Annotated in this window: 12 protein-coding genes; all 12 read right to left on the bottom strand. The window is 30.7% G+C overall.

The window, feature by feature from the left end; translation table 11 throughout:
- Window positions 1-80: 80 nt before the first annotated feature.
- Window positions 81-2,192 (bottom strand): polyribonucleotide nucleotidyltransferase, encoded by a 2,112-nt coding sequence (locus A3M9_RS0100610; protein WP_027307483.1) that lies wholly within the window; start codon window positions 2,190-2,192, stop codon window positions 81-83.
- A gap of 149 nt (window positions 2,193-2,341) precedes the next feature.
- Window positions 2,342-2,605: a 30S ribosomal protein S15 gene (gene rpsO, locus A3M9_RS0100605; RefSeq protein WP_027307482.1), complete on the bottom strand. Its 264-nt coding sequence runs from the start codon at window positions 2,603-2,605 to the stop codon at window positions 2,342-2,344.
- Window positions 2,606-2,722: 117 nt separating this feature from the next.
- Window positions 2,723-3,634, bottom strand: coding sequence for a bifunctional riboflavin kinase/FAD synthetase (locus A3M9_RS0100600; RefSeq protein ID WP_027307481.1), 912 nt, complete (start codon window positions 3,632-3,634; stop codon window positions 2,723-2,725).
- A gap of 10 nt (window positions 3,635-3,644) precedes the next feature.
- The gene (gene truB / locus A3M9_RS0100595; RefSeq protein WP_027307480.1) at window positions 3,645-4,499 is read right to left on the bottom strand and encodes a tRNA pseudouridine(55) synthase TruB; all 855 of its coding nucleotides are present in this window, start codon (window positions 4,497-4,499) and stop codon (window positions 3,645-3,647) included.
- Window positions 4,483-5,469: a bifunctional oligoribonuclease/PAP phosphatase NrnA gene (locus A3M9_RS12870; protein ID WP_035165592.1), complete on the bottom strand. Its 987-nt coding sequence runs from the start codon at window positions 5,467-5,469 to the stop codon at window positions 4,483-4,485. The genes truB and A3M9_RS12870 overlap by 17 nt, the downstream gene beginning before the upstream one ends.
- Window positions 5,462-5,812: a 30S ribosome-binding factor RbfA gene (rbfA, locus tag A3M9_RS0100585; RefSeq protein WP_027307479.1), complete on the bottom strand. Its 351-nt coding sequence runs from the start codon at window positions 5,810-5,812 to the stop codon at window positions 5,462-5,464. The genes A3M9_RS12870 and rbfA overlap by 8 nt, the downstream gene beginning before the upstream one ends.
- Window positions 5,813-5,826: 14 nt before the next feature.
- Window positions 5,827-7,941 carry a translation initiation factor IF-2 gene (gene infB / locus A3M9_RS0100580; protein ID WP_027307478.1) on the bottom strand — a complete coding sequence of 705 codons (2,115 nt, stop codon included), beginning with the start codon at window positions 7,939-7,941 and terminating at the stop codon, window positions 5,827-5,829.
- Window positions 7,928-8,263, bottom strand: a complete 336-nt coding sequence (locus A3M9_RS0100575; RefSeq protein ID WP_027307477.1) for a ribosomal L7Ae/L30e/S12e/Gadd45 family protein — start codon at window positions 8,261-8,263, stop codon at window positions 7,928-7,930. Before A3M9_RS0100575 ends, infB begins: the two co-directional genes overlap by 14 nt.
- Window positions 8,253-8,522 carry an RNase P modulator RnpM gene (gene rnpM, locus A3M9_RS0100570; protein ID WP_027307476.1) on the bottom strand — a complete coding sequence of 90 codons (270 nt, stop codon included), beginning with the start codon at window positions 8,520-8,522 and terminating at the stop codon, window positions 8,253-8,255. Before rnpM ends, A3M9_RS0100575 begins: the two co-directional genes overlap by 11 nt.
- Before the next feature lie 16 nt (window positions 8,523-8,538).
- Window positions 8,539-9,582, bottom strand: a complete 1,044-nt coding sequence (gene nusA / locus A3M9_RS0100565) for a transcription termination factor NusA (protein WP_027307475.1) — start codon at window positions 9,580-9,582, stop codon at window positions 8,539-8,541.
- A gap of 2 nt (window positions 9,583-9,584) precedes the next feature.
- Entirely contained in the window at window positions 9,585-10,040 is a 456-nt protein-coding gene (gene rimP / locus A3M9_RS0100560; protein WP_027307474.1) for a ribosome maturation factor RimP, read from the bottom strand.
- A gap of 152 nt (window positions 10,041-10,192) precedes the next feature.
- Window positions 10,193-14,485 carry a PolC-type DNA polymerase III gene (locus tag A3M9_RS0100555; RefSeq protein ID WP_035165590.1) on the bottom strand — a complete coding sequence of 1,431 codons (4,293 nt, stop codon included), beginning with the start codon at window positions 14,483-14,485 and terminating at the stop codon, window positions 10,193-10,195.
- Window positions 14,486-14,495: the final 10 nt, after the last annotated feature.

The following is a 14,495-nucleotide window of genomic DNA, read 5'->3' as shown; positions in this document are numbered from 1 at the left end:
AATTTTAATAAATATCTAACTTTCCAAACTTTAAAAGGATTAATTAACTATACGTTATAAAAAAAGGCTTATAATAAGCCTTATTCTTTGTCCTTATCTTTGGTTTCTTCTTTTTTAATTGCATCTTTTCTTGATAGGTTTATTCTTCCTTGATTATCAATTTCTGTTACCTTAACTAATATTTCATCTCCAACATTTACAACATCTTCTACCTTATTTACTCTCTCGTGAGCTAACTTTGAAATATGTACTAATCCCTCTTTACCTGGAAGAATTTCAACAAATGCACCAAATTGAGTTATTCTATTAACTCTACCTAAGTAAATCTCTCCAACCTGTACATCCTTTGTTATTCCTTCAATTATTTTCTTAGCCCTTTCACCTGATTCAATGTTTGGTGCACAAATATATAATCTACCATCATCTTCTGTATCTATTTTTACACCTGTATCTGCTATTATCTTTTTAATTGTCTTTCCACCTGGTCCTATAACATCTCTTATTTTATCTGGATCTATTAGCATATGTATTATTCTTGGTGCATATTTTGAAAGCTCTTTTCTTGGTTCAGCTATAGTTGATAGCATTGTATCTAATATTTTTAATCTTGCTTCTCTTGCTTGCATAATAGCCCTTTTAATAACATCCTCTGGTAATCCCTTTATTTTTGTATCAACTTGGATAGCTGTAATTCCTTTTTCTGTACCTGCTACTTTAAAGTCCATATCACCAAAGAAATCTTCAATTCCTTGTATATCAGTTAATATCTCTGCTTTTGTTAATTCTTCGTCTGTAACAAGTCCCATAGCTATTCCAGCAACAGGCCTTTTAATTGGAACTCCCGCATCCATTAGAGCAAGTGTACTTGCACAAACACTGGCTTGCGATGTTGAACCATTTGAGCTTAAAACTTCAGATACTAATCTTATAGTATATGGGAACTCCTCTTCTGGTGGTATTACTGGTTCTAATGCTCTTTCTGCTAAAGCACCATGACCAATCTCTCTTCTTCCAGGACCTCTCAAGAATTTAACTTCACCTGTTGAATATGGTGGAAAATTATAATGGTGCATATAACGCTTAAATTCCTCATCACCAAGTCCATCAAGTATTTGTACATCACCAAGTGCTCCTAAAGTTGCTGCTGTCAATACTTGTGTTTGTCCACGTTGGAATAATCCTGAACCGTGTGTTCTTGGTAATATACCTACTTCACAGTATAAAGGCCTTATTTCATTAAACATCCTTCCATCTGGTCTTCTCTTCTCTTCTAAAATCATCTTTCTTACGTGTTCCTTCATTATTCTATACATAACATCGTCTATATCTTTTTCAGCATCTTCAAAAACTTCAGCAAAATGAGCAAATACTTCTTCTTTAACTAAATCAACCTTTTCTTGTCTCTCTTGCCTATCTGTATATTGCATTGCTTCCCATAATTTATCAGTAGCATATTCCCTAACAGCAGTTTCAATTTCATCTGGAACTTTATAAAGTTGAGGTATTCTTTTTTCCTTACCACATTTTTGTGTAACTTCTTCTTGGAATTTTATCATTTCCTGACAAGCATTAAAACCAAACATTATAGCATTAAACATATCTTCTTCTGGTATTTCTTGCCCACCAGCTTCTATCATCATTACTCTTTCCTTTGTTGCTGATACTATTAAATGAAGATCACTTTCTTCTCTTTCCTTTGCTGTTGGATTAACGACAAAATTTCCATTAATCCTTCCTACTAAAACTGCTGCACAAGGACCTTCAAAAGGTATGTCTGAAATACATAAAGCAAGAGATGCCCCATTCATTGCAACAATTTCTGGTGGATTGTCAGGGTCTACTGATAGAACAGTACAAATAACTTGAACATCATTTCTATAACCCTTTGGAAATAGTGGTCTTATTGGTCTATCTATAGCTCTTGCTGACAATATTGCCTTTTCTGTTGGCTTTCCCTCTCTCTTTATAAAACCTCCAGGTATCTTACCCACTGCATATAATCTTTCTTCATAATCAACACTTAATGGGAAAAAGTCTACCCCTTCCTTTGGTTCTTCTGATGCATTTGCTGTAACTAAAACAACAGTTTCACCATAGCTAAATAAAACTGCTCCATTTGATAGTAATGCATATTTTCCGATATCTGCTTTTACTTCTCTACCAGCGATGTTTGTTGTAAAAATATTATGCATCTAATAGCCTCCCTTCTTATTCCTCTTTTATTATTATTTCATAAAAATTATAATTTAAACATTTCTTACAATAATATTATACCATATATTGCACATTTAGAAACAGGTTTAAAAAATAGAGCGGATTTTCCGCTCTATTTTTTAAGTTATTATTTTCTAATTCCTAAATCTTGAATTAGTTGACGATACTTTTCAAGGTCAGTCTTCATTAGATAGTTTAATAGACCTCTTCTCTTACCAACCATCTTTAAAAGACCTCTTCTTGAATGGTGGTCTTGCTTATGAACCTTTAAGTGTTCAGTTAAATGATTAATTCTTTCTGTTAAAAGTGCAATTTGTACTTCTGGAGAACCAGTATCTCCTTCATGTCTCTTGTACTTGTTAATGATTTCTTGCTTAATTGTCTTATCCATTGTTACACCTCCTAAATTATTAACCCCTTGTGCAAGGTTAACGCCGGTGCTACGATAACTTTGCACAGGTTACAGACAAATTATATCAAAAGGATTGTTAATTGTAAATACATATTTTTATATGTTCCTTGCTATAATAATATCTTCTTGTATCCTCTTCTTGAGATTAATTATGCTATCAAACTTCTGTTCATCTCTAATAAATTTTAAAAATTTAACCATTATTTCCTTACCATATAAATTTATGTTTGTATTAAATAGGTGAGTCTCTAATACTTTTTGTTTTCCATTAAATGTTGGTTTAATACCTATATTTGATATAGAAGAATACTCCTTACCATTTATTACTGTTTTAGTTGCATAAACACCATTTCTAAGTGCAATTCTGTCATCAACATAGATATTGGCTGTTGGATACCCCATTTCTCTTGCTATTTGGTTTCCTTTTTCAACAGCTCCATAAATACTAAATTCATATCCTAAAAGTTCATTAGCTTCTATTATTAACCCTTTTTCTAACTTTTCTCTAATTGCTGAGCTGGAGACTTTAAATCCATTTATTTTTATTTCATCAACAACTTCTAAAGAATACCCATAATTATTTGCATACATTCTTAATAAATCAATATTACCTTTTGCCTTTTTACCAAATTTATAATCAAAACCACATACAACCTTTTTTATACCAATATTATTTATTAAAAAATTTATAAAATCCTCAGGATTAAGATTAAGCAATTCCTTATTCGTTTTTAATAAAATAAGATAATCTGGTGAAAGTTCTTCAATTAATTTTATTTTTGTCTTGTTTTCAGTTATTATTTTATGCTTTTTATCTGGATATAAAAATTCATCAGGATCTTGTTCAAAAGTCAATACTACACTTTTAGTTTTATTAATTTTTGCATCCAATACTGCTCTTTTTATTATTTCCCTATGTGCAATATGCACCCCATCAAACATCCCCAATGCAACTGTAGTATTATAATCTAATAAAATATTTCTAAAATCTTCATTAATTATCTTCATACAAAACACCTTATATTAATATTTTATCAGGTTTAAGTCTATTTTTTTGAATTATACCTATACCTAAAAAAGTTTCATTATTACTATATATCCTATAGTATTTATCCTCTAAATTCATTTCTAAAAAGGCCCCATTTAAAAACTTTTTAGTTTGATTTTCATTTAATTTAATTATGGGATATTCAAGAACATCGTCGATAGTTAACATAATATTTTTTATGTTTTCTATTGTTATATCATCTAATAAGACTGAATTATCAATTGTAAATTTTCCAGATTGTGTTCTTAAAAGGAAACTCATATATGCACCATATCCAACTTTTTTACCCAAATCGTTGCATAGGCTTCTAATATATGTTCCCTTTGAACAGTGTATCTTTAATAAAGCACTTTTTTGGTATACTTTTAATATATCTATACTATATATATATACTTTTCTACTGGGAATTGCAAAGGATTCCCCTCTCCTTGCCAATTCATAGGCCCTTTGTCCATTTATTTTTATTGCTGAATATGTTGGAGGAGTTTGTTCTATTTCACCTACAAACTCATCTGTAACCTTTTTTAATTCATTATACTCTAATACAAAATCATTATTGTACTCTTCTATAATTTTTCCATATTTATCAAATGTATCAGTAACTTTCCCAAACGTTACTTCACATATATAGGTTTTATCTTGTGAAGTTATATACTCAACAATTTTTGTAGCCTTTCCAATACATATAGGCAGCACCCCTGCAGCACCTGGATCTAATGTTCCAGTATGTCCTATTTTTTTTATATTTAATCTTTTTCTTAAGAAGGATACTACATCGTGTGAAGTCATTCCTGGTGGCTTTAGAATATTAATTATTCCATTCATTATATTTCACCCAAGCCTTTTTTATTTCATCAATTAATTCCTTTTCAATTTCATCTATTGATTTATTTTTGATTGTACAGCCTGCTGCCTTTATATGTCCTCCTCCTCCATATTTTAATGCAATATCTTTTACATCGAAATAATCCTTAGATCTAAAACTAATTTTATAGGTATCTATATCAACTTCTTTTATTAAAATTCCTACCTCAACACTTTCTATATCCCTAACTATATTAACAAGTTCACCAGCTTCATCTTCCTTTGTTTGACATTCTTCTAACATTTGTTTTGTAAGCTTCATTGTTGCTACCTTACCATCTAAATAAATCTTTAATGTAGATGTAACCTTAGAAATTAATTTTATACCGTTTAAAGTTTTTAAATCCATTATCCTGTAATAGATATTTGTAAAATTTATTCCTGTATCTATAAGATCGGCTACTATCCTCATTGTCTTTGATGATGTATTAGAAAATTTAAAGCCTCCTGTATCAGAAACAATAGATGTGTAAAGGCATTCAGCAATTTCTTTTGTAATTTTATAATTAAGATTTTTATACAATTCAAATAAAATTTCTCCAACACTCGATGCCTTTGCATCAATTATATTTATATTACCAAAGCTATTATTTGTTATATGATGGTCAATATTAATTATTATATCCGTTCTATTTAACAAATCTTTGCATTCACCTAATCTATCCTCATCACCACAATCTAAAACAAACAAACAATCATACCTGCTGTTTGACTGACTAATATTTTTTATATTATAAAAGCCGCTTAAATATGAAAATTTATAAGGAGCTTGGCCTTCAACAAAAACATCAACATTTTTATTCAAATCTATTAATAAATTATAAAGACTAAGAATAGACCCCATACTATCACCATCTGGTGAAGTATGGGATACTATTGCAAAGTTATTTAGGGAGTCAATAATTTTTTTTAGTTCTTCAAGCTTATTCATTTTTGTTTATCTCCCTTAATATGTCATTTATTTTCATACTGTATTCAATTGACTCATCAAGCTCAAAAATCAATTCTGGAGTATATCTAATTTTAATCCTATTGCCAAGTTCCTTTCTTAAAAAACCTGATGCACTTTTTAAGCCTTCAATGCAGCTTTTTTTAGATTCATTATCAGCAAATACGCTAACATAAACCTTTGCATATCTTAAGTCCTTAGTTACATCTACGTGTGTAATTGATGTTAAAGGTGGAATTCTTGGATCCTTTAACTCATTTTGAACTATATTACTCAAAACCTTTCTTACTTCCTCTGAAAGTCTTGTATTCCTTTCAAATGCCATATAAATGCACCTCTTTACTTTCTTTCAACTTCTTTCATTGTATAAGTTTCAAAAACGTCTCCCTCTTTAATATCATTAAATCTTTCTATAGTTAATCCACATTCATATCCAGCAGCAACTTCCCTAACGTCATCTTTAAATCTCTTTAATGATGATATCTTTCCTTCATAAATCACTATTCCATTTCTTATAACTCTTATGTTATCATTTCTATTAACTTTACCATCTTCAACATAACATCCTGCAATTGTTCCAACTGATGAAACCTTAAATGTTTGTCTAACCTGTAATCTTGCAGTAACAACTTCTGTAAACTCAGGATCTAACATACCCTTCATTGCTGCTGTTATATCATCGATTGCTTCATAAATTATTCTATATGTTTTTATTTCAACACTTTCCTTTTCTGCCAGTTGTCTTGCCATTCCATCTGGTCTTACATTAAACCCAATTATTATTGCATTAGATGCTGAAGCAAGTGATACGTCAGTTTCAGTAATAGCACCTACAGCTCCATGTATAACTTTAACCTTAACTTCATCATTTGATAACTTCTCTAATGATTGTCTAATAGCTTCTACTGAACCCTGTACATCTGCCTTTACAATAATGTTAAGAACTTTAACTTTTCCTTCTTTAATTTGTGAGAAAAGATCCTGTAGTGAAACTTTTGCATTTGCAGCAAACATCTCTTCACGTTGTTTTTCTTTTCTTATTTCTGCAATCTCACGTGCAGTTTTTTCATCGGCAACAACATAGAATTTTTCACCAGCATTTGGTACTTCAGAAAGTCCTAAAATTTCAACAGGCATTGATGGGCCCACTTTAGTAACCTTTCTACCCTTATCATCAATCATCGCTCTAACTTTACCGTATGCTGTTCCTGCAACAACTGCATCTCCAACCTTCAATGTTCCTGCTTGTATAAGAGCAGTTGCAACTGGTCCTCTTCCTTTATCAAGCTTTGATTCAATAATTGTACCCTTTGCTGCTCTGTTTGGATTTGCCTTTAACTCTTGCATTTCGGCAACAAGTAAAATCATTTCAAGTAATGTATCAATTCCTTGATGTGTATGAGCTGAGACAGGTACACATATAGTATCTCCACCCCAGTCCTCAGCAATCAATCCGTATTCTGTTAATTCCTGTTTTACTCTATCTGGGTTAGCACCTGATTTATCAATTTTATTAATAGCAACAATTATTGGAACGTTTGCTGCCTTTGCGTGGTTTATTGCCTCAATAGTTTGTGGCATAACACCATCATCAGCTGCTACAACTAATATAGCAATATCGGTAACCTTTGCACCTCTTGCTCTCATTGCAGTAAAAGCTTCGTGACCTGGTGTATCTAAAAATACTATCTTTTGTCCGTTTACATCAACACTGTAGGCACCTATGTGTTGTGTTATTCCTCCTGCTTCATGAGCAGCAACCCTTGAATTCCTTATCGCATCAAGTAATGAAGTTTTTCCATGGTCAACGTGTCCCATTACTGTTACAACAGGAGGTCTTGGAAGCATATCTTCAGCACTGTCCTCAAAATCATTTATTAATACCTCTTCCTTTTCTTTAACCTGCTCCATCTCAAGTAATATATTGTATTCTTCTGCTATTTTCTCAGCCACTTCAAAGTCTATTTCGTGATTAATTGAAGCCATAACACCCTTTAAAATTAATTTCTTTATTATTTCCGCAGCTGGCTTCTTAATCTTTTGAGCAAAATCACCAACTTTTATTGTTGGAGGAATAACAACAATTCCCACTTCCTCTTCATCATTTTTATTTTTTTCCTTAACTTGAGTTTGTTTAATTTTTTCACTTCTTGGTTTTTTTCTTATTTTTTCGTTCTTTGTATAATTATCATCCATTAATCCTAAATCATCAAATTCATTTACTTCATTGTGTTCTTCTGTTTTTATTGTTTCATTCTTTTCTTCACTTGATTCTTTTTGTTTTTTACCATTTAACTCTTCAATATACTCTTTTATTATATTAGCATCTTCTCCTTCAATCACGCTCATATGATTTTTAACCTCTATGCCGAACTCATTATATAGTAGTTCTATTACTTCCTTACTTGATTTATTTATTTGCTTTGCTAATTCATAAACTCTAATCTTTGACAATACTGTCACCCCCACTGTTATTTTCTTTTATCTTTTTTATAAAAGCTTCTGCAAAATTATTATCTTTAATCGATAGAACCGATCTCATTGACTTACCTATATAGTAACCAATGTTCTCTTTTTCTCCAAAAATTAGATAAGGCACGCCAAAATTTTTTGCCATACTAATAAATTTCTTTTTTGTATTTTCACTTGCATCCTCAGATATAATTAAAAGCTTGCACTTACCTTTTTTTATATCTATTTCAACACCATCATCGCCAGAAGTTAGATTGCCTGACCTTTGAATAAGACCAAGAAAATTATATAATTTATTGTCCACTCTCTAATTCCTCCTTTAGCTTTTCATAAACCTCAGGAGATATTGTTACTTCTAATGCTCTTTCAAACTTTTTTGCCTTATATGCCTTCTCAAAACATTCAACATTTCTACAAATATAAGCCCCTCTACCTGGTGCCTTTCCTGTTAAATCAAGGTTTACTTCACCTTCTTTATTTCTAACAACCCTTATTAATTCCTTTTTAGGTTTCATTTGCATGCACCCAAGACACATTCTTTGAGGAATCTTTTTAACCTTCATTTTTTATTCCTCCTTACTAAATGTTGACTTGAGATTCACTTTTGATATCTATTTTCCATCCTGTAAGTTTTGCAGCAAGTCTTGCGTTTTGTCCTTCTTTACCTATCGCTAATGATAACTGATAATCTGGTACTACAACTCTTGCTATTCTCTCTTTTTCATCTAATATTTCTACACTTAATACCTTTGCTGGGCTTAAAGCATTTTCAATAAATTCTGCAGGATCTTTACTCCATTTTACTATGTCTATTTTTTCTCCCTTTAGTTCATTTACAACATTCTGTACTCTAACTCCCTTTGGTCCAACACATGCTCCCGTTGGATCAACATTTTCATCCCTTGAGTAAACAGCAATTTTAGTTCTTGAACCTGCTTCTCTTGCAATGCTCTTTATTTCCACTATTCCTTCATATATTTCTGGAACTTCTAATTCAAACAATCTTTTAACAAGCCCTGGATGAGTTCTTGAAATTATTATATTTGGTCCCTTAGTAGTCTTTTTGACTTCAACAACATAAAACTTTAACATATCTCCATGATTGTATGTATCATTTGGCATTTGTTCACTTGGATTTAATAATGTTTCTACCTTGCCAATATCAACAAGAACCTTATCCTTCTCTTTCTTTTGTACTATACCTGTTATTATATCATTTTCCTTTTCAACAAATTCTTCATATATTATCCTTCTCTCTTGTTCTCTTATTTCTTGAATTACACGTTGTTTTGCTACTTGAGCTGCTGCCCTTAAGAAATCCTTTGGAGTAATTTCAATATCAACTACATCATCTAAATTATACCTAACATCTATATTTCTTGCATCTTCCAAACTTATTTCCAATAAGTTATCATAAACATCCTCTACAACTTTCTTTTGTGCATAAACATGTATTTCACCAGTTTCTCTATTTATGGTTACCTTTACATTTTGTGATGTTCCATAATTTTTTCTATAGGCAGCCACTAACGCAGATTCAAGTGCATTAAATATAGTCTCCTCATCAATCCCCTTTTCCTGAACAAGTAATTTTATAGCTTCAATTAACTCAACTGAATTCATTATTATCTCCCCTTTCCACTCAACCTAATGAAATAAATATCATCAAATTTTATATTTTTGTCTTCACCATCAACATTTAAAACTATATTATTTTCACTATAATTTACTAATTTTCCAAATAAGGCTGTATAATTTTCATCGTTAAGCCTTACCTTAACATTTTTGTTAAGGGCTCGCTTTAAAGCCTTTTCTTCTTCAATAAGTTTTAATTCGCCTGGTGATGACACCTCAAAATAATAGCTAAACTCAATTGGATCAATTTTATCTAACTCATCACTTACTCTTCTACTAATTTTAGTACAGTCGTCTAATGTAACACCTTCTTCTTTGTCTATGTAAACTCTTAAATACCATTCACCTGATTCCTTTAAAAACTCTACATCAACAAAATCACAACCAAACTCTTCAACTATAGGTCTTGCTATTTTTTCCACTTCATTCTCAATTTTATTGAACATCTTATCCCTCCTTTATTATTTCTATTTTTTGTATACATCAAAAAATAATTCATTATATACAAAAAACATAAATATAGAGTGGGTTTTGCCCACTCTGTGTCAAATATATTTAGCACAATATTATTATAACACCATAATAAATTTATTTCAAGTTAAAACAGAGAAAGTTGGTTAGTTTCTGGTAATCCCTTTAAACATCCATGGGAATCTAATATCTCAATGACTGTTTTTGTTGCCTTCGCTCTAATTCTTAAATCCTCCTTTGATACAAAAGGACCTTGTTCTCTTGCTGCAACAATATTTCTTGCTGCATTTTCTCCAACACCTTGAAGAGCTCTAAATGGAGGTAATATTCCTTCTTCAGTTATTAAAAACTTTACTGAATCTGATTTATAAAGATCTACAGGTATAAATTTTAAACCTCTCTTATACATTTCAAGTGCTATTTCTAATATAGTCATAAGACCTTTTTCCTTTTGTGAAGCCGAATTTCCTAAAGATTCTATTTCTTTAATTTTGCTGATTATTGCTTTTTCACCCTTTACTATCAAGTCTGCATCAAAATCATCTGCTCTTACAGTAAAGTAAGTAGCATAGTATGCTTCAGGATAGTAAACCTTAAAATATGCTATTCTAACAGCCATCATAACATACGCAACTGCGTGTCCCTTTGGGAACATATATTTTATTTTATTACAAGATTGTATATACCAATCTGGTACATTGTTTTGTTTCATTACTTCAATATCTTCATCCCTTAAACCTTTTCCTTTTCTAACCCTCTCCATAATATTGAAGGCTGTTTTTGGTGGTACCCCACTATAAATTAAATATAACATAATATCGTCTCTGGTACATATAACTTCTTTTAATGTAGCAAGCCCCTGTCTTATTATATCCTGTGCATTATTTAACCAAACATCTGTACCGTGGGATAATCCAGATATTCTAACTAAATCTGAAAAATTTTGTGGTTGTGTATCAATAAGCATTTGTCTAACAAATTTTGTTCCAAATTCCGGCAATCCCAATGTTCCAACTTCACAGTTTATATCTTCCTTGGTTATTCCTAAAGGTTCTGTTGATGTAAATAATTTTATAACATTTTTATCATCTAAAGGAATATCCTTAGGATCTATTCCTGTTAAATCCTGAAGCATTCTTAAAACAGTAGGATCGTCGTGACCAAGAATATCAAGCTTTAATAATCTACCACTTATAGAATGGTAATCAAAATGTGTTGTAGTAACCTCAGAATTAACATCATCTGCAGGTTTTTGTATCGGTGTAAATTCATATATTTCCTTATCTCTCGGAACTACCATTATACCACCAGGGTGTTGTCCTGTAGTTCTTTTTACACCTGTACACCCCTTTACTAACCTTTCCATTTCAGCAGATGTTGCTTTAATTCCTCTCTCCTCTAAATAGTTTTTAACAAAACCATAGGCTGTTTTTTCTGCTATAGTACCAATAGTACCTGCTCTAAATACATGACCTTCACCAAATAACTCTTCTGTATATTTATGTGCAACCGGCTGATATTCTCCAGAGAAATTTAAGTCTATATCTGGCTCCTTATCACCTTCAAAGCCTAAAAAGACTTCAAAGGGTATATCAAAACCATCCTTCTTATATTTTGTATTACATACAGGACAATTTTTATCTGGTAAGTCAACCCCTGCTCCAACACTTCCATCAAGGAAAAACTCGGAATTTTTGCAATTTGGACAAACATAATGTGGTGGCAAAGGATTAACTTCTGTAATTCCACACATTGTAGCAACAAAGGAAGAACCTACAGACCCTCTGGATCCTACCAGGTAACCATCATTTAATGATTTTGCAACCAGCTTATGTGCAATTAAATACAAGACAGCATAACCATTATTAATAATTGAATTTAACTCCTTATCAAGGCGTTTTTCAACAACTTCAGGAAGCTTTTCTCCATAAATGCTATGTGCATTATCCATTGTCATTTTTCTAATTTCTTCATCTGCTCCATCAATCTTAGGTGGGAATGTTTCTTCTGGAATCGGCTTAATCTCTTCAACTAAGTCAGCAATCATATTTGGATTTTTAACAACAACTTCATAAGCCTTTTCTTCACCTAAATATTTGAATTCCTCTAACATTTCATCTGTTGTTTTAAAATATAATGGTGCTTGATTATCTGCATCATCAAATCCTTGTCCTGCCATTAGAATTCTTCTAAAATACTCATCATGTGGATCAAGGAAATGAACATCCCCTGTTGCAATAACAGGTTTTTTATACTTCTCACCTAATTCCACTATCCTTTTATTATATTCATATAACTTATCTACACTATCAACCTTTCCATTTTCATATAAAAACATATTATTTCCTATAGGTTGTATCTCTAAATAATCATAAAATTTTATTATTTCTTCTAATTCCCCTTCAGATAAATTATTTAAAATGGCCCTATATAGCTGTCCTGCTTCACAGGCAGTACCTATTATTAGTCCATCCCTCATCTGCTCAAGTAAGCTTTTAGGGATTCTTGGTCTCTTAAAAAAATAATTACAATGGGCCATAGAAATCAATTTGTATAGATTATACAAACCTTGATAGTTTTTAACTAATATAACAATATGATAGGTATCTGCCTTTTTAATATCAAAATTACCGCTATATTGTAGGTTTATATCAGAAAGCTTAGAAATTTCCTTTTCCTTAAGCATATCAACAAATTTTAAAAATATATGTGCTGTTGCTTCAGCATCATCAACAGCTCTATGATGATTTTCTAAACTTATGCCTAAATGTTCAGCTATTACATTAAGTTTATGTCTCTTTAAATCAGGTAATAGCCATCTTGCTAAAGGAAGTGTATCTAAAATAGAATAGTTAAACTGTAAATTAAACTTTTTAAACTTTTCTCTTAAAAATCCTGTATCGAATTTTGCATTATGTGCTACTAAAACACCGTCTCCAATAAATTCTATAAATTTTGGAAGTATATCTATAATAGTTTCTTTATCCATTACCATTTCATTCGTTATACCTGTTAATTTTTGTATTTCTTCAGATATATGTCTTTCCGGATTAATCAATACAGAAAATCTATCTACAATCTGATAATTTTTAATTTTTACAGCACCAATTTCTATTATTTCATCTGTCTGTGGATTAAAACCTGTAGTCTCTATATCAAATACAATAAATTCCCCATCTAAAGAACAATCCCTTGGATTGTAGACTATTGGTTCACCATCATCTACCAAATATCCTTCAACACCATATATAACCTTTACACCATATTTTTTTGCTGCATCCATAGCCTCTGGGAATGCCTGCACAACTCCATGGTCTGTTATTGCTATTGCCTTATGCCCCCATTCTTTAGCTCTTTGGATTAGTTTTGTGGCTGAACTTACTCCATCCATTCCACTCATTTGTGTATGAAGATGTAACTCAACTCTTTTTTCTTCACAAGTATCAATTCTCTTTGTTTTTTCTTTTTTATCTATAAACTTAGCCATTATTACTATTTCATTTACAAACTTATCATATGATGCTTCACCAATTACCTTTAAATAACTTCCTTCTGAGATTTGTGATTTAATTTCATCTATTTTTTCTGGCTTTGGAAATAATTTAACTGTAATTGAGCTTGTATAATCTGTAATATAAAATGACATAATATATTTTCCGTTTTTAGTTTCTTTTATATCTACTTTAAATACCTCTCCCTCAATTTCTACTATTCCAGAAGTTTCAGTTATAGAAACTATTTTAGCAGAATCAGCCTTTATAGGTTTTCCATAAATATAAGGATTATCATTATTACTAATATTGCTATTTATATTTTTATCACCAGATTCAATCTTAATTGGTACACTTTTTTCTCTAACTTCTTGTATATATTGGTTTATGAGTCTACTATCTTCATCATATTTTAATTTATTATAATCATCAATTATCAATTCATCATATTGGAAGTTTATATTGATATTTTTATTAAAAATATTATATAATTCCTTCTTTAATATTTTATTAATTTGTCTACTTTTTAACATATTTACAGTAAACTCATTATCTATGTTAAATTCAATATTTTCATTATTAATTTTAAACTTACTTGATGTTAAAACAGAACATATTGAGGGATATTGTTTTAAAATATCCCTCAATATTATTCTAAAACTTTCCTCATTTATGTTCTTATAGTCCATATTTTTATTAATATAATCTATATATAGTTCTAAATTATTATCTAGTTTTAGTTTACTTTTAAAGGCTTCAATAAGTTTTGTTTTTAATTCCTGATTAGTCTCAACATAAGACTTTATAAACACCTCATATTTTTTTGTTTTTTTATCTACTATTACCTTCTCTACAAACAATTTCTCCAGTATTTCATTATTATTCAATTCTGCAACATCAATTAGCACTTCACTTAATGCTTTGGACATTATTAAACCT

The organism is Caloramator sp. ALD01, assembly GCF_000472625.1.
Lineage (GTDB): Bacteria > Bacillota > Clostridia > Clostridiales > Caloramatoraceae > Thermobrachium > Thermobrachium proteoclasticum.
Note: the sequence above shows the minus strand (reverse complement) of the source record. Positions and strands in the feature narration are given on the sequence as shown.

What these genes read in the sequence shown, in the direction of transcription:
- rimP (WP_027307474.1), bottom strand. Translation starts at nt 10,040, where the DNA reads ATGTTCAATAAAATTGAGAATGAAGTGGAAAAAATAGCAAGACCTATA.
- A3M9_RS0100610 (WP_027307483.1), bottom strand. Translation starts at nt 2,192, where the DNA reads ATGCATAATATTTTTACAACAAACATCGCTGGTAGAGAAGTAAAAGCA.
- rbfA (WP_027307479.1), bottom strand. Translation starts at nt 5,812, where the DNA reads ATGGCATTTGAAAGGAATACAAGACTTTCAGAGGAAGTAAGAAAGGTT.
- A3M9_RS12870 (WP_035165592.1), bottom strand. Translation starts at nt 5,469, where the DNA reads ATGAATAAGCTTGAAGAACTAAAAAAAATTATTGACTCCCTAAATAAC.
- rpsO (WP_027307482.1), bottom strand. Translation starts at nt 2,605, where the DNA reads ATGGATAAGACAATTAAGCAAGAAATCATTAACAAGTACAAGAGACAT.
- A3M9_RS0100555 (WP_035165590.1), bottom strand. Translation starts at nt 14,485, where the DNA reads ATGTCCAAAGCATTAAGTGAAGTGCTAATTGATGTTGCAGAATTGAAT.
- rnpM (WP_027307476.1), bottom strand. Translation starts at nt 8,522, where the DNA reads ATGAAGGTTAAAAAGATTCCTCAAAGAATGTGTCTTGGGTGCATGCAA.
- A3M9_RS0100600 (WP_027307481.1), bottom strand. Translation starts at nt 3,634, where the DNA reads ATGAAGATAATTAATGAAGATTTTAGAAATATTTTATTAGATTATAAT.
- nusA (WP_027307475.1), bottom strand. Translation starts at nt 9,582, where the DNA reads ATGAATTCAGTTGAGTTAATTGAAGCTATAAAATTACTTGTTCAGGAA.
- truB (WP_027307480.1), bottom strand. Translation starts at nt 4,499, where the DNA reads ATGAATGGAATAATTAATATTCTAAAGCCACCAGGAATGACTTCACAC.